25 protein-coding genes are annotated in these 20,237 nt (G+C 33.0%); 3 read left to right on the forward strand and 22 right to left on the reverse strand.

Annotation, left to right across the window (positions count from 1 at the left end; all coding sequences use genetic code 11):
• Window positions 1-914: transposase (locus PF572_02710; GenBank protein MDA3839976.1), on the reverse strand; the 914-nt coding region annotated here is incomplete at its 3' end.
• 182 nt (window positions 915-1,096) lie between these two features.
• Between PF572_02710 and PF572_02715 the strand changes: the two genes are divergently transcribed.
• Together PF572_02715 and rpmA are read left to right on the forward strand one after the other, a co-directional pair.
• Entirely contained in the window at window positions 1,097-1,399 is a 303-nt protein-coding gene (locus PF572_02715) for a hypothetical protein (protein ID MDA3839977.1), read from the forward strand.
• A 164-nt stretch (window positions 1,400-1,563) separates the two neighbouring features.
• A complete protein-coding gene (gene rpmA / locus PF572_02720) occupies window positions 1,564-1,845 on the forward strand; it encodes a 50S ribosomal protein L27 (protein ID MDA3839978.1) in 282 nt (93 codons plus the stop codon).
• Window positions 1,846-1,893: 48 nt separating this feature from the next.
• Here rpmA and PF572_02725 read toward each other — a convergent pair whose 3' ends face one another.
• From PF572_02725 to PF572_02825, 21 genes are all read right to left on the reverse strand, one after another.
• The gene (locus PF572_02725; GenBank protein ID MDA3839979.1) at window positions 1,894-2,091 is read right to left on the reverse strand and encodes a hypothetical protein; all 198 of its coding nucleotides are present in this window, start codon (window positions 2,089-2,091) and stop codon (window positions 1,894-1,896) included.
• A 362-nt stretch (window positions 2,092-2,453) separates the two neighbouring features.
• Complete coding sequence (locus tag PF572_02730; protein MDA3839980.1) at window positions 2,454-3,665, reverse strand: DNA polymerase IV; 1,212 nt, start codon at window positions 3,663-3,665, stop codon at window positions 2,454-2,456.
• Window positions 3,655-3,903, reverse strand: a complete 249-nt coding sequence (locus tag PF572_02735) for a hypothetical protein (GenBank protein ID MDA3839981.1) — start codon at window positions 3,901-3,903, stop codon at window positions 3,655-3,657. The genes PF572_02730 and PF572_02735 overlap by 11 nt, the downstream gene beginning before the upstream one ends.
• A gap of 265 nt (window positions 3,904-4,168) precedes the next feature.
• Complete coding sequence (locus PF572_02740) at window positions 4,169-5,380, reverse strand: sugar phosphate nucleotidyltransferase (GenBank protein MDA3839982.1); 1,212 nt, start codon at window positions 5,378-5,380, stop codon at window positions 4,169-4,171.
• Between the two features lie 183 nt (window positions 5,381-5,563).
• Window positions 5,564-5,812, reverse strand: a complete 249-nt coding sequence (locus PF572_02745; GenBank protein MDA3839983.1) for a hypothetical protein — start codon at window positions 5,810-5,812, stop codon at window positions 5,564-5,566.
• Window positions 5,813-5,978: 166 nt separating this feature from the next.
• Entirely contained in the window at window positions 5,979-6,269 is a 291-nt protein-coding gene (locus tag PF572_02750; GenBank protein MDA3839984.1) for a hypothetical protein, read from the reverse strand.
• A gap of 19 nt (window positions 6,270-6,288) precedes the next feature.
• Window positions 6,289-6,735: an NUDIX domain-containing protein gene (locus PF572_02755; protein ID MDA3839985.1), complete on the reverse strand. Its 447-nt coding sequence runs from the start codon at window positions 6,733-6,735 to the stop codon at window positions 6,289-6,291.
• Window positions 6,736-6,900, reverse strand: a complete 165-nt coding sequence (locus PF572_02760) for an AbrB/MazE/SpoVT family DNA-binding domain-containing protein (GenBank protein MDA3839986.1) — start codon at window positions 6,898-6,900, stop codon at window positions 6,736-6,738.
• 47 nt (window positions 6,901-6,947) lie between these two features.
• Entirely contained in the window at window positions 6,948-7,502 is a 555-nt protein-coding gene (locus PF572_02765; GenBank protein MDA3839987.1) for an NUDIX pyrophosphatase, read from the reverse strand.
• 3 nt (window positions 7,503-7,505) lie between these two features.
• Window positions 7,506-8,018 carry an HIT family protein gene (locus PF572_02770; protein ID MDA3839988.1) on the reverse strand — a complete coding sequence of 171 codons (513 nt, stop codon included), beginning with the start codon at window positions 8,016-8,018 and terminating at the stop codon, window positions 7,506-7,508.
• A 35-nt stretch (window positions 8,019-8,053) separates the two neighbouring features.
• The gene (locus tag PF572_02775; GenBank protein ID MDA3839989.1) at window positions 8,054-10,147 is read right to left on the reverse strand and encodes an ATP-binding protein; all 2,094 of its coding nucleotides are present in this window, start codon (window positions 10,145-10,147) and stop codon (window positions 8,054-8,056) included.
• A gap of 417 nt (window positions 10,148-10,564) precedes the next feature.
• Window positions 10,565-11,512: a phosphotransferase gene (locus tag PF572_02780; GenBank protein MDA3839990.1), complete on the reverse strand. Its 948-nt coding sequence runs from the start codon at window positions 11,510-11,512 to the stop codon at window positions 10,565-10,567.
• Between the two features lie 5 nt (window positions 11,513-11,517).
• Window positions 11,518-11,739, reverse strand: a complete 222-nt coding sequence (locus PF572_02785) for a DUF1653 domain-containing protein (GenBank protein ID MDA3839991.1) — start codon at window positions 11,737-11,739, stop codon at window positions 11,518-11,520.
• Window positions 11,740-11,781: 42 nt separating this feature from the next.
• A complete protein-coding gene (locus PF572_02790) occupies window positions 11,782-12,450 on the reverse strand; it encodes an ABC transporter ATP-binding protein (protein ID MDA3839992.1) in 669 nt (222 codons plus the stop codon).
• A gap of 16 nt (window positions 12,451-12,466) precedes the next feature.
• A complete protein-coding gene (locus tag PF572_02795; protein ID MDA3839993.1) occupies window positions 12,467-13,678 on the reverse strand; it encodes an FtsX-like permease family protein in 1,212 nt (403 codons plus the stop codon).
• A gap of 219 nt (window positions 13,679-13,897) precedes the next feature.
• Window positions 13,898-14,116, reverse strand: coding sequence for a hypothetical protein (locus PF572_02800; protein ID MDA3839994.1), 219 nt, complete (start codon window positions 14,114-14,116; stop codon window positions 13,898-13,900).
• A 267-nt stretch (window positions 14,117-14,383) separates the two neighbouring features.
• The gene (locus PF572_02805) at window positions 14,384-14,923 is read right to left on the reverse strand and encodes a transposase (GenBank protein ID MDA3839995.1); all 540 of its coding nucleotides are present in this window, start codon (window positions 14,921-14,923) and stop codon (window positions 14,384-14,386) included.
• Window positions 14,924-14,927: 4 nt separating this feature from the next.
• Window positions 14,928-15,224 (reverse strand): NUDIX hydrolase, encoded by a 297-nt coding sequence (locus PF572_02810; GenBank protein MDA3839996.1) that lies wholly within the window; start codon window positions 15,222-15,224, stop codon window positions 14,928-14,930.
• Between the two features lie 92 nt (window positions 15,225-15,316).
• On the reverse strand, window positions 15,317-17,005 hold the full coding sequence (locus tag PF572_02815; protein MDA3839997.1) for a CTP synthase: 1,689 nt from the start codon (window positions 17,003-17,005) through the stop codon (window positions 15,317-15,319).
• 30 nt (window positions 17,006-17,035) lie between these two features.
• On the reverse strand, window positions 17,036-17,473 hold the full coding sequence (gene rplI / locus PF572_02820) for a 50S ribosomal protein L9 (protein ID MDA3839998.1): 438 nt from the start codon (window positions 17,471-17,473) through the stop codon (window positions 17,036-17,038).
• 1 nt (window position 17,474) lies between these two features.
• Entirely contained in the window at window positions 17,475-18,827 is a 1,353-nt protein-coding gene (locus PF572_02825; protein MDA3839999.1) for a S41 family peptidase, read from the reverse strand.
• A gap of 147 nt (window positions 18,828-18,974) precedes the next feature.
• On the opposite strand from PF572_02825, the gene murA reads away from it, so the two are divergent.
• The gene (gene murA, locus PF572_02830) at window positions 18,975-20,237 is read left to right on the forward strand and encodes a UDP-N-acetylglucosamine 1-carboxyvinyltransferase (GenBank protein ID MDA3840000.1); all 1,263 of its coding nucleotides are present in this window, start codon (window positions 18,975-18,977) and stop codon (window positions 20,235-20,237) included.

Genomic DNA, 20,237 nt, shown 5'->3' on the forward strand with positions numbered 1-20,237 from the left:
AATATTATCTTCTCTTTAATAATGTAGGCCTGTTTTAAAACTGGATATCTCTCATACTTTTTAAATATCAACTCCAATCTACTTAATTCGTATTCATTTAAACTATCTTTGTTGACCCAAAGTATTTTTTTCATATTCATTTTACTACCCACGCCTTCATCCTGAACTATGCTTCTAATTTCATCCAATGCTCTGCGAGCTAGAACCTCAACATGAAATCTATCTGCAGTGTGCATTACATCTGAAAAACACTTGTTAATCACGGGTACAAAACTGGAACGTAGATCAGTACACACTTCATCAATTTTAGCCCTGTATTTATTGGGTATTGAGTTAATGAACTCTATCAAGTCTCTCTGGCTATCTCCCTTTAATATAGCTAACAATTTTTTGTTTGATAGGTCAGTGATAGTAATGATCATCCTTTTGCCTCTAAAACTATGTTCATCAATTCCAAGTTTGGTCACATTTACCTTAGCCCAATCTATTTTAATATCACCATTCATCTCGAGCAGATATCTAACTAAAGTAGCTGGAGATATATTAAATTTTTGACCAATATAGCTGAAACTATTTCTAGTTAACCAATCCAACAATTGCAATCTAAAATTTGGCGTTGTGCGACGTCTATCAACTCCGACGAATGGCTCTGTGAATACCAGACTACAATGTTTGCATTTTAATCTCCTGACCTGCAAACATAGAATAACTACCCGATGGTCCAAGATGCTATGTTTAATTTTTCTATGACTTATTTGATGTACTTTTTTAGTTGTAAAAGAACAGCTAGGACATTTAACAAACTTGCCTGGGCCTCGAGCATGTATAATTATCTGTTTTTCTTCATCATTAAAATCTATTTTCCCAAGCAATAGTCCTTGTAAATTAAACAATTTATTGGTATATTTTTTCATAGAAGTAGTGGTTAATTTTAGTTATAGTTGTAAAACTAGTTTTCATAGCTAATCTTACCACTACTTTTTAGTTTTCCACCACAGTTAATATTGTACAGCCCAAAAAACTTGCTAAATATGATTTTTTATTCTATCCTCAATTTAAACCCAATAAAAAACATACAAATAAAAGGAGAATACTAATGCAAGAGGTATGGTCAGAAAAAACAAAAATAACATTTGGATCTTTCAAACTATCCATGATAGACACGCTTCCTAGCAAGGATTGGAATGCTACGATTAAAAAAACCGAGAAGACTCTTTTAGAATTAGAAAAGAATGTAGCCGAAAATAAAAACGATTTTGAAAATAATTTAATAAATAGCTTAATGAGCAAAATTAAAGAATTCCTTAATCTTTGCTCATACAGAAGCAGCGGCCAAATGAGAGACTGCGAACATCTGTTTACTAAGATTGATAACTTTTTCCTTGACCATATAATCTGATTTATTTCTAAATCAAGCATTCGTCCAACTATTTACTGTTGGGCGTTTTTTTCTATTGACCAATATCAACTTTTCTGCTAATATTTAAACATAAATTTAAAAATAATTTAGATATCTATAATAATTGCTTATTTTAGCTAAATATTATAGTTTTTTATTGCTATATGGCTCATAAACTATCCGGTGGTTCAAGTAGAAACGGCCGAAAAACAGCTGGAAGACGTTTAGGCGTTAAATTGTTTGCTGGTGAAACTGCAAAGAGTGGTTCAATTATCATTAGACAAAGAGGTACTAAATTTCATCCTGGTAAAAATGTAATGATTGGAAAAGATCATACTCTATTTTCTGTAGTAGAAGGTGTTGTTCAGTTTACAAAAAAGAAGATGAGAAAGTACAACAATCAACTGAAAGAAACTACTTTTGTAAATGTCGTTACTCAAGAATAATCTTTTTCTATAAAAGAAAACGCGATTCAATTGAATCGCGTTTTTTGTTTAACATAGAACTATTTTTTTTCCAGCTTCTGCTGTTTTTATGAGTCGTTCTCTTCTTTTTTCAAAAAATGCAGGGAACTCTGTCTCAAGTTCTTTCTTGCAGATTTCTATTCTTTTTTCCCAGTCAGCCAAAATTTCTGGGCTAACTTTTTTAAAGCTATCTAAATAATTTAAAGAATTGTTTCTACTTAGCAACATTGAGGTTCTCCTTTTAAGGGTCGAAAGATTTGGAATATCAGGCTGATTATATTTTTTCCCTGTGATTATTTACGGGTTTTTTTAAACTTATTTTTTATTTCTTGATAATATGAATCAACTGCTATTGCAACAATGAACCCTATGAATACAAGCAATATAAAAGCTCCGAAATAAATAAGCGTTTCTTCGCTGTAAACATCTCTGAACTCAGTCCAGCTGTTAAAATCAACCACACACCATGTTAGAGAACCTAATACCAGCAAAACATAAAAAAAATTTTCATACATCCATCCCCTTTCATTGTTGATTTTATTTTATCAATGACCAAATTTATTGAATAATAACACCATTATACTAATTTGTCAAATACTCATGGTTTTTCGAAATCCTATTCTATCTCTTGCCACTCCATCCATATCAAACATTTGACCAGGGACTACTGTATATTCACCATATTTATCGTTAATTTTATCTAGGGCAAGGCTTAGATTTTTTTTTGAAAGATTATCTTCAAAAATATTCATTTGACTAGAGACGGGTGTTAATCTGGTGACAGAAACCGCCAAATTTTTTACTGGTAAAAAAATATTTTGGCAAACAAAAAAACTTTCTACATTGGAAAATATATCTTCTGTCCTAAACATTCTTTCTCTTGTTTTGAAGCTTTTGTGTATTGGCTTCCCATAAAAATATGTTATCCCGATACTTATGCCTTCGGCTTCCATCCCGAGGTCACGCAATCTCCGTCCTGTTTTTTCACACAATTTATAAAAAACTTTTAATAAATATTCTCTATCTTTGTGCCCATCTTTCAGGGAATATGAATGACCAATAGATTTTGGTAGTTTTGAACCCTGGCTAACACTAGATATTTCAAGACCATTTAAATTCGCCCAGAGGTAATAGCCATGTCGACCCATAGCTCTTCTTATTCTGTCTGGATTATAATTTTTTAATTCCAGTAAATTTTTTATTCCTAAAACTCTTAATTTCTCCTCAGTCTTTGTATTTATTCCCCAAGCATCAGTAAGCTCTCTGTCTTTCAAAATACTATCTATATTGTTCCTATCTATAACTAATACAGATTTTTTTGGAGCAATATCCCCTGCAAATTTAGCTAAGAACTTTGTTGTTGATATCCCCACCGAAGAATGCATCCACTCGCCAACTTCATCTCGTATTCTTTCTTTAATAATAACTGCCAGAGTACGTGCTTCTTCAATATTTTTTACCCAACCAGTCAAATCAAGAAAAGCTTCATCTATGCTATAGGGTTCCAAAGTGTCTGTATATTCACCCAAAATTTTAAATATTTTCTCAGTTGTACTTCTATACTTTGCTGGTTCATTCTCCAGCAAAACAACGTTCGGATCAAGAATCCTAGCCTCCCGCACCTTACAACCAGTTTTTATCCCCTTGGCCTTAGCCTCCATTGAAGAAGCTATAATAGCCCCATTGTCAGAAAGATAAGCGCAAACCCCAAGAGACTTCCCGCGCAAAAAAGGATTCGCCTGTTGCTCAACAGAGGCAAAATAAGAGTTCATGTCTATATGGAGTATAATTCTATCCTTCATAAAAAAGTTCTTCCAAAACCCATCCCATATCCCTGGTAAAAAATGCCAGACGGAAAAAATTGATATCATCTGACACAGAAAAATAATAAACTTTATCATTTCCATCTTTTTCCCTATGCACTAAATTAAGTTTTTCAACTTTGTAAGTTTTGGCTCGCCATTTAAAAAATGTTGGCATTACTTTTTCTCCACTGAATTTAACCAGGACTTCGATGGGTTCATTTATTTTTTCATGCATAATTTTAAAATAATAAGAAAATTATTATAATCCACTTTCAGTTCTTTTTGCGGCAAGCAAGGGTGAAAAGTCCCTCCTTGCCATGAAAAAACTGAAAGTGGATAACTATATATAGTATACACGAACAAAAAGCGAAAGTCAAAGTATTAGCAAAAAGTGTCAAAACATGGTAATAAAAATTTAAATAACTCTCAAACAATAAAAAAAGAACGCAACATACTGCGTTCTTATTAAATTCAACATTTTGTTAAAAATATTTAAATATTTACGGATGCCATCCTGTAGGAACAAGAGTTATCCCATCTTCAACCCAAAAATCTCGTGCATTATCTTCTTCTTCAGAATAACCAATAGTTGTCCCGTCCGGGATGAATACATGTTTATCAATGATAGTATTCTTTATTTTGCAATCTCTACCAATTGATACACCCTGAAACAATATTGAATCATTTATGTAACTTTCTGTCTCAACGATAACTCCCGGACTTAAAACGGAATGATAAATCAAGCACTCGTTGGTTATGCATCCGTTGCATATTATATTATTATAACTCCCTGCTTTAAGTCCTCCTTTTGCACCAGGGAAACCGCTCGAGAAAGACTTGATTGGCCAATGCTTATTGTAGAGGTCAATCTCGGGCATAATCATAGCCATATCAAGGCATGCATCATAATATGCCTTTAAAGTTCCGACGTCTTTCCAAAAGTTTTTGTCTTTACCTTTAATCTTATTGTCATCAAAATTATAAACAAAAACTTTAACTCCAGCATCTACCATATATGGGATTACATCTTTACCAAAGTCGTGTTTTGAAGTTTCATCAAGACTATCGATTGCCAAGATTTCAGATAAACCTTCTATGTCAGCGATATAATTACCCATTGAAACTAAGCACATTCCGGGCATACCAGGGATTTCCTTAACAAGATCAAGTGATTCTGGCTTTTCTGTAAAACCTGTTACACGAAAGTTTTCGTCAACTTCTACAACACCAAATTGACCAACTGCACTTTCGCTAGTGTAAGGCATTGCTGAAATAGTAAAATCTGATTCTTTTTCTTCGTGATATTCGACCATCTGACTAACATCCATTGTAAAGATATGGTCTGAAGAAAATATTGCGGCCAATTTAAACTCGCCAGATTTAAACATAGTTATGTTTTGATTAACAGCATCAGCCGTACCTTCATACCACTTTTCTCCGTCTTTTTGCTGAGCAGGCACAGGTTCAATAAAATGACCTAAAAATCTGCTCATAACATAATTGTTTGTAATATGGCTAGCCACCGACTGAGATCTAAATTGAGTTAAAACCCAAATATGATAGATTCCAGAATGCAGAAGATTCCACATTACAAAATCAATGATTCTTAGATTACCTGCGAATGGAACACCAGGCTTAGCTCGATGAGCCGTTAATGATCTTAATCGAGTTCCGTAGCCACCTGCCAGAACGATACCAAGAACTTCCTTCATATTCATAATTACCTCCTATGTTGATATGGTTAGTTTTAAAAAGATCAAAATGCTTGCAAACTCTAACATCTTTATTTGCATTTGTCAAAATATTCTTTACTTGTTCTAAAATGTAGAAATAATTTTAACCATTTAAAATTATTAAAAAAAGCTGAATACAAAGATATTCAGCTTTTAGATTTTCTAAATTTGCTCCTCTAAAAATTTAATTGTAAAAGGAACATTACCTTTTGCAATTATCGCAATAGGCGGATAAAGATTTTGCATGGCTTTTTTAAAAGCATTAACAAGATCAATAGCCTCAGTTCTTTCGACACTGCAATTACGATAAATTTCCGCCAAGGTTAAAATGTGAGAATCTGGATTACTCTGAAGAAGATTAATTGCGACATCATGAGAGCTCAAAAATTCTTTTTTAACAGCTGCGTCCATTAGAATCTCCTTTCGGGAAGATTAATCAAGAGGAAAATCTTAAAAAAGATATATAATAACTCCGATGAATTACAAAAATTTATAAAAATGAAATGATCGATAAAGCTTTTTTAAAAAAAATTTCTTACTGTTTTTAGATGGGCCAACTATATATATTGTTCTCTTGTCAAAGTGTTGAGCTAATTATTGCACCAGTTACGAATCTAGCAACAGAATAAGCGGACAAAATTATAATAAGGCCAATAATTGAATTTCTCAAAGTTTCTTTTGCCTTTAATATTTTTACTTCGTTCCCCCCAGAAGTCATCCAAAGAAAACCTCCATAAATAGTTAAGCACAAAAATATTATCCCAACAAAAGATAATACTATTCCGATTAAAGCTCCTATTATTTCTGGGATTGATTTTGGATCTGGAAATCCAGCGGCCTTCGCCGTAATTTCTAAAAGTTCCATCATTGTATCCATGTGTTCTTGACTATTTTTTAAATAATTTTATCGCTTCCAATGATAATGCTACCACGTTTTCAGGTAAATCTGTTAATTTTTTGAGCTCCTCTTCTGGAAACCATCTAATATCACCACTTTCTCCATCTTCTGGTAGCAGCTCTGATGTCTTTGAGTTAGCGTAATAGATAAAATCAATATGTTGGTGAAATTTATTAATATTTTCAAGTAAAATATGTCTTGGTTTAGGAAGATCCAGGACATCCCCCATCTCCAATGGTTCTTCACCATTTAACAGCTCAACATCCAGGCCAGACTCTTCTTTTGCTTCGCGCAAAGCAGCCATATGTGGCAATTCATCTCTATCTATATGTCCCCCAACTGGCAACCAAAAACCAAGCTTCTTATGCATGTGTAAAAGAGCTTTATTGTTATGAACGACTATTGTCGTAGCTGTAAAATGTCTAGTTACTTCCATTTATTTATTTCTCCAATCTCGAATTAATAATCTTCCTCTCCCCTGATCTTCAATTACTATTTTTTGTTTTTCTTTCCAGCCGTATTTTTGAATAATTTCTTTTGGAATATTCAAGGAATAACTATGGGTGGAGGCTCTTGTTAGCTTTCTAATAAATTGTAACATATTCTTGACGTACGTACGAACGTACTTACGTGCGTACGTACGATTAATTATTTTTTAGCTTCACTAATTTTATTATCCTTCTTCTCTGGTTTTATTGATGACTTACCAAAACTTGAAGAAAAGCCCATTAAAACGGCAATAATCGCCTTATAAACACTAAGAAATACTCTTTTGAGAAAATTCTTTTTATTTAAAATAGAATAAAGTTTTTTGAAAGAATCTTTATTACTCTCATATTTCAGCAAACTTAGAGCTTCTTTATATGAGCACCATTTTTGTTCAGAATGTTCATTAGAAATTACTGCCTCTGTATTATCATCAACCTCAACTGCAAAAACATATTCTTTTATACGTCCATATTCTTCTGTATCAAACTCAAAATAATATACTTTTCTCAAAAATTTAATATAGTCTTTTATTTTAGTCTCTTCAAAAAGTTCTCTCTTGGCTGCAACACTCAAATCCTCCCCCTCATTAACGCCCCCTGTAATAGCCTGCCAAAAACCACCTCGCTCAGGAACCCTTTTAAAAAGCAAAAATAGAGGTTCATTACGAACCATTTTATAAACAATTATTTGAACTTGAGCAACTCTTTTATTCATGCATTAATTATTTTCATGATTTTTCCTTATTTTAATTGCCAATTTTTCAAGCTCCCCTAAATCTGCTTGTTTACTATCATTTGATGAAATATAGCCTTTATATTCCTCAAAATAAGTTTCTACTTCGCTGTGATGTTGTCTCCATTCACCTTTTTTTATATAACCCGTTCCATGCATTGGGAATAGCTTTATGTGAGCGTGGTCAATTCCGGTTCCTTCCATTATTAAGCCAACACGACCGACATCTTCAAAATAATTTTCTAAAATTTTAGCTACTTTTTTAGCCACCAAGACAAACTCTGCTAATTCATTATCGGGCATACCGAGAACATCGCTAGAAAAATGCTTCTTTGGCATAATGGACGTAAAACCAAGAGTGTTTGGAAAAGGACTAAGCCAAGCCATGTACTTCTCATCTTCATAGATAGCTCCATTCCCCATCGGAGAAATATTGCCTTTTGCAATTTCACAAAGAATACAATCCCCTTTTTCTGTTTTTGATTTATAATCTGGCATAGATAAAAAACTTTATTTAAGTTAATACCCAATAATTAATCATTCACAAGAGGAAGACTAATACTAAAAACAGAACCTTTGTCTACTGTTGTGCTTTCAAGTCTTAGCTCCCCATTGTTTGCTTCCATTATTTTTGAAGAAATATACAAACTTAGACCGCCACCGTCTGGATGATAGAGAGATGCATCAGAACTTCTGTGAAATTTTTTAAATAGCCCAAGGCTTTTTTTATCTTTTATTCCAATCCCTGTGTCAGCAAACAAAACTTTCAAAAAAGGTTTTGTTTTTTTGTGAATCATTTTAAATGACACATTCACACCCCCCTTACTTGTATAATAAGTAGAATTTTCAAGTATATTTGCTATAACATGCTCAACAAATTTTTTATCTCCAATTACCAATTTATTATTTTCAAACTTTTCAACTTTGATTTTTAATTTTTTGTTCTTAAACACTTTCCAATTTTTTATTTTTTTGACCTCTTTTTCTACTATTTTTTTCAAATCTAGTTTCTCGAGATTCGTTTTTCTTCTCTTGCCTTCAAATTCGTAAGCATCCCAATATTCGAAGAGAAAATTTTCCATCTGAGTAATGCCTTCAGCAATTGTTTTCATACTCTCTTTCCTTGGCATAATCTTGTTTTGAAGAGAATCGAAACCTATTTTAATTATTGATAATGGAGTGTTCATCTGGTGATTTATTATCCGTAAAAATTCACTCTTCATTGCCAATAATTCCTCAAGGTTCTTCGATTTTTCTTCTGTTTTTTTATAAAGATAGGCATTAGAAAGAGATGTCGCTATTATAGATCCAGAAATATTTAATACATTTATATCATCATTGTTAAAATTATCTTTTGATTCTTTGTGTCCAATAGCCAGGATACCGATAAGCTTGTCTTTCAAAAGGAGTGGAACTAAAGCGCAGATATTAAGTTTTTTATAAATGTCTAGAATACTTTTACTATACTCTATTCCATCACGATACAATTCATCAAAAACAACAGTTTTTCCGTCCAAAATATACCGATGATGCAAGTTTTTATCTATAGCAATCTTTTTAATTTTCCCTTGTCGAATGTTTCTATTGTAACTAATCGTATAGGTCTCTTCTTCCTTGTCGTGGTCCAGAATAGCAATAGATTTTAGTTTTAGATTTGATGACAAGACCTTATAGATATGGTTATTTATTTCGTTTGTGTCTAGTGTTGAACTTAATCCCTTACTTAAGGATGAAACAAGTTGTCCTGGGTCATATAGAGAGGTGAAAAAATATTTATTAGCAATTTTATATGCATTATCTTTTAAGGGGATAAAGATTAATAACCCGACAACAAAGATAATTATATCAAAAATATTTAACGGAGAAGCAGCATTGTAAAATACTGAGCGAAGTACGGCCATTATAAGAACTGTTAATGACAAAGAGAGGATATAGACAGAAGATTCTCTAAGAACAAGTTTTATGTTTAAAAAACGGTGAGCAATAATTGAGTAGGCAACCATTAAAATCCAGACCGTAACTAGAATAAAACCAAAAGGAGGAATATAATAGCCATACCAATAAAATAAAGAGGGAGCAAGCCCTATTAAACCTAGAATTATTCCCAAAGTAATAAATCTAGCCTGAGCTCTTTTGTGCCCAGTTGACCTAAAATAAAACTTCAGCAAAAGATAAAGGGGGAAGAGCAGAGAAAGAAAATAATAAAAGACAAAGAAGAGAAAACCTAGACCAGGCGTAGGCCACAAACCTACCCCAGAAATTTGTTGTACACCAGTAATAAAAAAAGGAGATAATATTGCCAAAAGTAAAAGGGCAGATACTATGTATGATGCTATTAAAAAATTTCTATATTCTTTAATTCTGTCAACGAATAAAAGGGAAAAGTGAGTGAAAAATACAAACAAGAATGGAGTCGGCAAGTGAAGAATTTGAAAATATAGGATAATCTTATCATCAGGGATGGTTAGATAGGCCATAGACACAAGACTGTAAAGAGAAAGAAAAAACAAGTGATAAAAATAATATTTTCCTGATAATGAATATCTTCCCTTGAAATAAAACAAACCCGTAACAACGAGCATTGTTGCAGTGTTTAGACTGGCAGTTATAGCGAGAAATGTCTCCATATAAAATTCTACCACCCCGCGCCTAGTCGCTCAAGTGGATATTACTATTTCTTTTTAATATTATAACACATCTTCTTGTTTTTTTCATCAATTTTTAATATTTAAAAAAAGAGAGTATGTTCTACTCTCCTTTAAGACATCTCTTAAACACGCTGATGAGGCCGTAACTTCTTACTTTTAACTTCCCCCTTTACTCTGAGTGAACCACAAACCTTAAAAAAACTCCACAAAAAGAGGATGTGGGGCCAGGGGTCTTGAGATGTACTCTGAGTGGAATTGAGTTCCGATAAAATATTGCCTTTTGCTATTTCACAAAAATACATTTATTTTTTTTGTTTTAGCATCGTATTTTGCCATAAAAATTAAAATTATTTACTTTAAGATTTAGAGTGTTCTATGAAGTCATTCATTTTTTCCTTAAAGCTTTTTTGATAATTCGTCCAAGGCTTCTTTAAACTCTTTTATGTGGTGCTTATCACTTTTTGATTTTATCCTATAACAATTTGATTCCGCTCGGATAATTTGTTGGAAAATTATCCCATTTTTAAATAATCTCCTAGCCCTTTCTATTGTTAGATTTTGCAGTAAATCTTCTTCTTTCATTTTTTTAAAATAGTGTTTGAGATATTTGTCTTTTTCTGTCTTCTTCAAATGTACCAACAGATAGGCTAAATCATACCAGGGCTGAGCCTTCGACATTCCCAACCAATCAATAGTAAATATTTTTTTATTAGCCCCGAAAATAATATTGTTTGGCTTATAGTCACCGTGACCCAAGAAATAATTATCACCGCTAATTTTTAAGCTTTGGGTAATATTTGAAATATTAACATTTTTTAGAAAATTATCCCACTTCGGATTTGAACTACCAACAATTTCTTTATAGCTTGGTATTCCAATTTTCTTTATTAGAACTATAGCCTCATTTAGTCTTCTCTCTAGTGGTTTTTCTTCAAATACTCTTGACACCTTACGTTTATCTTTTAAGTTGTTTTTTGAAGAATGGATAAGGACAAGATTTTCTACAGCCATTAAGTAGTGTTTGTGCAAATACTTGGATGATAGTTTATCAACTAAGTTTTGAAAAAGAAGTCCATCAACATATTCTTGGATATAATGCTTCTTATACCTGCCGACATATTTTGGTTTATCAAAAACATCAATTAATTCTATATTAAAAAGATTTTTTGTTTCTTGATTTGTGTGTTTTTGGCTCTCATATGATTTAAGTAAATATTTTTCTTTACTGTTTTTTATAGTAAAAACCTTGGTTGAACTGCTCCCTGGGTGTTTTAATTCATATATTTTTTCAATTTGAATCTTTTTATGGAGAATTTTCTGTATTATTTCTTTGTTGCTTTCCATAATATTTAATCACCTAAATACTTAAATCTCGAAACTTTTTTACCATCATCATCAACTTTCTCCATAAACATTTTTTTTGGTCTAACAAATAAAGCATTATCTCCAAGTTCAGGGATATTATACAGAGCTCGATATACAACAAGCTCTTCTAAGGTTTCACTATGGTGAGCAACACCAATCACCTCATAAAATTTCCCTTTGTAATGTTTGTACTTTCCAAGTTCCATAAAATATATTTTTTCTAAGACTTCATAACGCCGATAATTTCTTTACTCATCTTGTATAACCCCATCTTTTAACCATATCACTCTATCGACATATTTTTTATCGTCAGGTTCATGAGTTACCATTATAATGGTTTGACCGATTTTTTTATTAAGTTCTCTAAATAATTTCAAGATTGCCATTGACGATTCGGTGTCTAGATTTGCTGTCGGTTCGTCGGCAAACAAAATTATCGGATCGTTTATTAATGCTCTGGCAATTGCTACTCTTTGTTGCTCCCCTCCTGACATTTCTTTAGGCAGGTGGTGTAGTCTATCACCAAGACCAACTTTATCTAGCATTTCAGAGGCTTTTTTTATATAATCCTTTTTAGCCACATTGGAAAGCATTAAGGGCAGGTAAACTGATTCGAGTGCTGTTAATTCTGGAAGTAGAGCGTAGGATTGAAAAACATAACCCAGCTTTTCAAGACGGAAATCAGATTTTTGTTTTTCAGTAAATGACATAAGATTGATTCCGTCCATAATAACCTCTCCAGAACTTGGAATATCGAGTAAGCCAAGCTGATGCAAGAGTGTTGATTTCCCAGAACCACTACGACCCATAAGCGCTACGAATTCACCCTTTTTAACACCAAAATTGATATTCTTAAGCGCATGCGTAGGAACTTTACCTTCGTATGTTTTTTTTAAATTTTTTACTTCAATAATCATATTTTAATGTTGAGTCCTACCCCCAAATTGATTTTAATATATCTTCTTTTGCACCACGATAAGCTGGGAAAAATCCACCTATTAACGCTGCAACTATTAAACTAATATTACTTATCCTAACAATATCAAATGTCACTTTCAATGACACCCAACCAACTGGAAAATCCAGCGGGTTTGATATAAAATACGGCCTCACAACAAACAAAATTAACGATGCACCAAAAATAACACCAATTACACCGTAAAATAAAGCCTGCATTACAAAATAGAGAACAATCGTGCTTTCTTTCATCCCAATTGCCTTCAATATTCCAATTTGTTTTCTTTTATTTACTACGCTGACAAATATAATAATAAATATCGTAACTCCAGCAACTATTGTTCCAATCACTCCAAGAATAATACTAATCATTGTAAAACTTTTGCTAGCACTGGAAGTAAAGCCCATTAAATCACTCCATTTTTTTATATCTTCGCTTTGTAAACCCAACTTTCTTATTTCCCCTATATAAATATCCTCATTACCAATGTCCTCAATTTTCACTATTATTTCTGAGGCCTGATTATGAACTTTTAGAACAGATTCCATTTCTTTTTCTGTCAAAAAAACTGTTTGATCGACTTGAGTACTTTTTGTACTAAAAATACCACCTACTTTGTAAGTTCTTTTAATCCCATTACTAAAGCTAACATCTATTTTATCACCAACCGTAACACCAAGACTTAAATGCTCTAAACTTCCACCGTAGCCTCCTGCAACTTCTTTCCCTATCATTATTACATCTCTATCTGTTTCTTTTAGAAAAGAACCGTCAATCATTGATTCATGAATTTTCGTAACACTTTTTTCATCTTCTGTATTTATAGACTTCAAAAGCCACCGACCACTTTTTATATCTTTGCCATCATTTTTTTCATCATATTTTATAATGGTGCTGTCGAGATAATGTTTCGAACTTCCAATAACCCCAGGAATAGTAGTAATTAATTCCATAGCACTGCTGTTGTTAATATATCTTTCATCGATTGCTGGCTCTATTACAATATTTCCGTATTGATTATCGATTGATTGTGTATTTATAGCCTCAACAATTCCTCCAAAAACAGAAGAAATAAAAACAAGATTAACATATGCCAATGTCATAATAAGAATAGTCATGGCCAATGTCCCCTTGTTCCCTCTTTTTATTGAAGTATATGCTAAAAAAAATGCTGTTTTTATATTCATTTGGAATTTAATTTAAAATCTAATAAGTTTTTATACTATTTTTTATAATTATACCAGTTAATACTAACCACCACCACATTAGAGAAAGACAGAGAATATTTTGTTAATTGAGTAGTTCTATTATCAGCGACTTTAGTTTTAGGAATTTTATAGCACTAAGAAAAATAACCAGAACTAGCAAAAAAAGAGATTGCTATCTGGGAAGTAGAATCAATAAAATTATATTTCATTTCTCATTTTCTTAATTCCTGCCCGTAAAAGAAAAGATAGAGCTACAACCAAAGCGATAGCAATTATAATTAAGGGAATAATCATCAAAAATGACCCACCAGAGCTTATTCCAATAAAAGAAAATAAAGCAGCATAGGCGATTATCAGCACCATGAGAATTATAGACAAAGAAATCATTATAATTCCTAATATTTTTGATTTTTGCATTAATCTAATTTATTTAATTACCTGATCATGTTATTTAGTGACGGCTTGCAATATAACACCGGGTACAACCCGGAGCCAGCAAATTATGGATACTAGATTGATCTTGGTTTAGCTATGAGCCAACAAGGAATTGTGGTTACAACCTAGAGACTAACCTTAAGTAAGCTTCCGTTATCAAAATCCCCAAAGACACTAGCATGCATTCCATATAGAAAGTCATCGACTTGCTGGCTCCATACTGTGTGTGGAGTCTTTTTGCTGAGCGTGTTAGTAGTCATCGAGATTAATTATATTATTATCGTCCAATATCCTATTCCTTGCCGATGAATAAAACCAATTTTCTGGTAAGGCGACGAATTCTTTTCTTGTTGGATTTTTGTAAATGTAATTTATCTTCTCAAGCAAAAACTTTTCACTCAAAACTGGTTCGGGATAATTTTCTCTTTGCCATAACTGATTTTCATAGCCCTTTTTTCTTGAAAAACTATTCTTTACTAAATTTAAAATATATCTTCGATTATCTTTTTCTAATAGTTTGAAGATTTCTTTAGTTGTGTGTTTTTTAAAGTCACTGATTACCTGAGATAAAATATTTCCGTCTTTTGCTTTCACTATCAGGTGAATATGGTTGGTCATAATTACATATTCAAATATTTTTAAACCCTTATTATTCTGACAGTATTTTAAACTTTCAATTATCACCTTGAAATATTCTGGCTTCGTAAATATGTCTATCCATTCAATTACAGTGATAGTAATAAAGTGCGGTATATTTTCATTTTCTTCGTTAATCCTTAGTGTTGGCATATAGTTATATTGTCACGGTTTGCATTTTGGCTCCATACAGAGTATGGAGCCGTCTGGTTTTACCATTTGAGGCTGGTCTTTTGTAGATCGGTAATTTTTTGATAAACACTAAATTTTTAATACCAGCTTCTTCATAGATCTCTCTTTTGGAAGTATCATAAAAACTTTCATCATTTTCAACTCCACCTTTAGGAAAGTCCCATGTACCCATATCTGCCATATATATTATTGCTATTTGGTTTTTATCATTTATTACAATTCCACCTCCACAGTTTATTATTTTGTAGTCTTTAATATCCATAGAAATATATAAAATTTAAAATATTCATTCGAAATTTATTGAAATCACTTTTATTTTCTGGATTCCCAGTCAAGCTGAGAATGACAAGGGGCCTACTTTTTACTTTTTACTTTCATCTTTTCACTAAGCGAAGCGCACACCTTCACAAACTCCACAAAAAGAGGGTGTGGGTCCAGTGGTCTTGAAATGTATTCTGGGTGGAATTGGGTTCCCATAAAGAATGGGTGGTCGGTTATTTCTACTGCTTCCACTATTTTTCCATCGGGACTTGTTCCTGTTACTTTGAGTCCTGCTGTTTCTAGTTGTTCTCTGTAGGCGTTGTTATATTCATATCTATGTCTATGTCTCTCTGAAACAGTCATTGTTTTGCCAAATTTCTTAGCATAAGCTTTTGCCATATGAGTTCCTGGAGTAATCTTACATGGCCAACCACCAAGACGGATAGTTCCACCGTATTGTTTCTTAGCGAGTAGTTCTTTTTGTTCTGGCATAATATGAATAACTGGGTGTGGTGTTTTTGAATTTGCTTCTTCGGAATTTGCATCTTTTAATTTCAAAACATTCCTAGCATATTCAATAATACACATTTGCATTCCATAACAAAGTCCAAAGTATGGAACTTTATTTTCTCGACAGTATTTAATTGTTCTTATTTTCCCTTCTGAACCACGACTTCCCCATCCTTGAGGAACAACAATTCCGTCTAAGCCCTTCAAGACTCTTATCCCATTTTTTTCTATTTCATCAGTTCCAATCCAAACTAGTTTAACTTTGGTTTTATTAGCAATACCTGCGTGTTTTAGAGCCTCAATAACTGAAATATATGAATCAGAAAAGGTAAAATCGCCTGTAGCGAAGTATTTACCAACAATTCCTACTTTTACCTCCTTGGTCGCATTCTTTGAGATATTGACCATTTTGGTCCATTCTTTCAAGTCATTTTTTCTGGTTTTTAGTTTGAATTTTTCAAGAATTCTATTTCCTAAACCATCTTTTTCAAAATTGATTGGAACATCATAGATAGAGTCAATATCAGGAGCTGAAATAACATCCCCTGAATGGATGTTACAGTTGATTGCAATTTTCTTTCTTCTGGGATCATCGACTGGTCTCTCTGAACGAGCAATAATAAAATCTGGCTGAATTCCTGCTGAATTTAGCGTCCGAATAGCATGTTGAGTCGGTTTTGTTTTCATCTCCCCCATTAAATGTGGAATTGGAAGATATGAAACCATAACAAATTGTACATCATCAGGATTATACAGCTTCATCATACGAGCCGCTTCTAAGAAAAGCATATTTTGATATTCACCAACAGTCCCGCCAATTTCAATAATCATAATTTCTGCACCAGATTTCTCAACTGCAGCATAAATTCTATCTCTGATTTCCATCGGAATATGTGGAACAACTTCGACACATTTTCCTTTATATTCTAAGTTTCTTTCTTTTTGGATGACGGTCTGATAAACACGACCAGTGGTCATGTAGTTTTCTTTATAAATATTTGTATTCAAAAAACGCTCGTAATTTCCAACATCCTGATCTGTTTCATCACCATCTTCAGTTACAAAAACTTCGCCATGTTCAACTGGATTCATTGTCCCAGCGTCTACGTTTATATAGGGGTCAATTTTTATCGCTGACACCCTGAAACCTTTTGATTTTAAAATAGTTCCGATTGAAGCTGTCGTTACACCTTTACCAACGCCAGACATCACACCACCAACAACAAAGATAAACTTTGTGTCATTCTTTTTCTCACTTAGTTTTGCAGTCATATTTTAATAAAAAAATAGCAAGATTTCTCACTATTTATTAATTAATATTTTAATTTTTGGTTTAGTATTTCCTAATCTTAATTCTACTACGTACTCACCTATTTTTTTTATGGGGGAAGGCAAATTAACATCTTTTTCTAAAATGTCATATCCTCCTTTTTTAACTTTTTCTGCTATAAATTTGGAATTCAGTTTTGTATACAAAGTTCCTGTTTCGTCAGCTTTTAGATTGAATTTGAATGATTTTCCATTTATCTTGGAGGCTATCTTATCCTTGCTCTTCATCGCTGTTTTCTTCTTTTTTTCCTCTCTTTTCTTGTCATCTTGTATATTTTTAACCTTCCTATCGCTGACAATCTCTGCTAACTTTTGTGACAATAAAAAATTATTAGCATATCCTTCCTTAACGTCCTTTACATCCCCTCTAACACCTAGGCCTGGGACACTTTTTATAAGTATGACTTTCATATTATTCTTCTATTATTTCTTCAGTACTTGTTGCAAATATATCTTGAAACTTTTCATAATCAAACAATATTTCTACTGCTTTTTCAACTTGAGGGTCAGTATTGTTATTATAGTCTTCCAATGTTAGGTCAACCTGAATATCGGGAGCAATCCCCTCATCATTTATGCTTCTGCCTTTTGGTGTTAGCCATTTGGCTACAGTAATTTTTAATGAAGAACCATCACTGAGGGTCTCAAGTGTTTGAACTGAACCTTTACCAAATGTTTGCATACCAACAAGCTTTGCTTCATTTGTATCTTGCAGGGCACCTGCAACGATCTCAGAGGCTGAGGCTGATCCTTGATTGACTAAAACAACAGTATTATAATCCTTTAGCCTGGCGCGACCTCTAGCCAGGTAAGGATTTACTCTGTCTTCACTAAACTTTTCAATAACCACTGTTCCATCCTCTACCCATTCACTTGACATCTCTATCGCTGTATCGAGAAAACCTCCTGGATTATTTCTTAGATCAATAATAATACCAAGTGGTTCAGCTTTAATAATATCAGCGATAGCTATATCAAATTTTTGTTTAGTATCTTCATTGAAATTCGTAACTTTAATAACAAATATATTGTCATCTCGCAAAGTGGTTCTTACGCTAGAAACTAAAATCTTTCCTCTAATTATTTCTATTTCTTTTGGGACTTCGAAATCTTCACGGTATATAGTGAGCGTTACCGGAGTGTCTTTCTCTCCTCTAATTTTATTAACAGCTTCGTCAATACTAATTCCCATTGTCGTTTCTCCATTAATCGCAAAGACCTGATCACCTGCCAAAAGTCCTGATTTTTCTGCAGGCATATCTGGTAAAGGAGCAACGATTGTTAAAATATCATTTTTTATACCAATTTCAGCGCCTATCCCCTCAAAAGTTCCAGCCAAATCATCCTGAAAACTTTTAGATATAACTGGGTCCATAAAAACCGTATAAGGATCACCAACAGCTGAAGTAAGACCTTTCAGAGCACCATAAAAAAGCTTTTTCTCATTTATTTCACCTTGATCGACATATTTCTTCTCCAACTGGTCCCAGACTTCCCAAAATAAATCAAAATCAACATCCTGAGTGAGCAAGCCATCATCTGTTTTATTGTATTTTCCCAGAACTTGTCCAACAAAAACAGTCTTTTCCTTGGCTATTTCTTCAATTGTGGTGTTTTTGCTAATCGAATAAATTCCTGCAAAAAAAGAACCACTCATTAATAAAAGCACCAAAACAAAGAAGAAAGATTTCTTTAAGAAACCTTTTTTTATATCAATTCCCATATCTTCAGTTTTATTTAATTTATCATTTTCCATTTCATTCATTTTAACACATTAAAAAAAGATAGACAAATATAAAAATTGCATCAATTGTCTTAATTTCCCTTCAAGACAAAACCATTTATTATATTTGCAATTTTACCAAATATTAGTTAAAATTCAATTAAACTAAACATTTATACTATAATTTATATGGAAAAATTCATTATTCAAGGTGGCAAAAAAATATCAGGCGAAATAGACGTGAAAGGGGCAAAAAATGCAGCGCTTAAAATTGTCCCTGCCTCAATTCTTTCTGAAGAAAAAATTACAATAACAAATCTACCTGAAATTGAGGATATCAAAAGGTCGATTGAAATGATGGAACACCTAGGAGCAGAAATCACTCTTTCCAAAAGTTCGTGTGAAATCCAACTTAAGGATATCAAAACAATTGAACTAAGTTCAGAGCTAGCAAACAAATTCCGAGCATCAATAATGTTTGTCGCACCCATCCTTGCTCGTTTCGGTGAAGTTAAGTTTCCCCATCCTGGAGGTTGTGTTATTGGAGCAGGCTCTAGACCTATTGATTTATTTTTAGAAGGTTTTTTAGCGCTTGGAGCTAAAATAGAACATAAGGATGGCTTCTATCATATCAAAGCATCAAAACTTAAAGCTTGTGATTACTTTTTTACTACTGTTAGTGTTACTGGAACTGAAAGTATAATGATGGCTGCTACTCTGGCAGATGGGGTTAGTGTAATAAAAAACTGTGCTATGGAGCCTGAGATTACAGCCTTGGCTGAATATCTAAACACACAAGGAGCTAAAATAAGTGGTGCTGGAACCCCCATCATGTCTATTGAGGGGGTAGATAAACTATCAGCGGGAACTTTTGAGGTTATTCCTGATAGGATTGAAACTGGAACTTTTGCTATTTTGGCTGCCCTCACGAAAGCTGAATTAACTATCAAAAAATGCAATCCAAACCATATTGAAATTCTTTTAAATATATTTAATAAAATCGGTATTAGGTTTGATGCGGGCATTGATTATCTAAGAATATTTCCCACTGAATCTTTTAAATCATATAGCATAAAAACTCATGAATATCCTGGTTTTCCTACTGATTTGCAATCCCCCTACACTCTACTAATGACACAAGCTCAAGGGTCATCCCTAATCCACGAAACAATTTATGACAGAAGACTCCTATTTACAGATCTTTTGGCTCAAATGGGAGCCAATTCTATAATGTGCGATCCACATAGAATAGTTGTCAATGGACCAACTCCACTTTTTGGTAAAAAACTTACATCTCCTGATCTAAGAGCTGGGATCACTATGATATTGGCTGGTCTTATCGCTGAAGGAGAGACCACCATAGACAATATCTACCAGATTGATAGAGGCTATGAAAAGATTGACGAAAGACTAAGAACACTTGGTGCAGATATAAAAAGAGTTAAAGACTAA

It is taken from the genome of Patescibacteria group bacterium (assembly GCA_027858235.1).
GTDB lineage: Bacteria > Patescibacteriota > Patescibacteriia > Patescibacteriales > BM507 > BM507.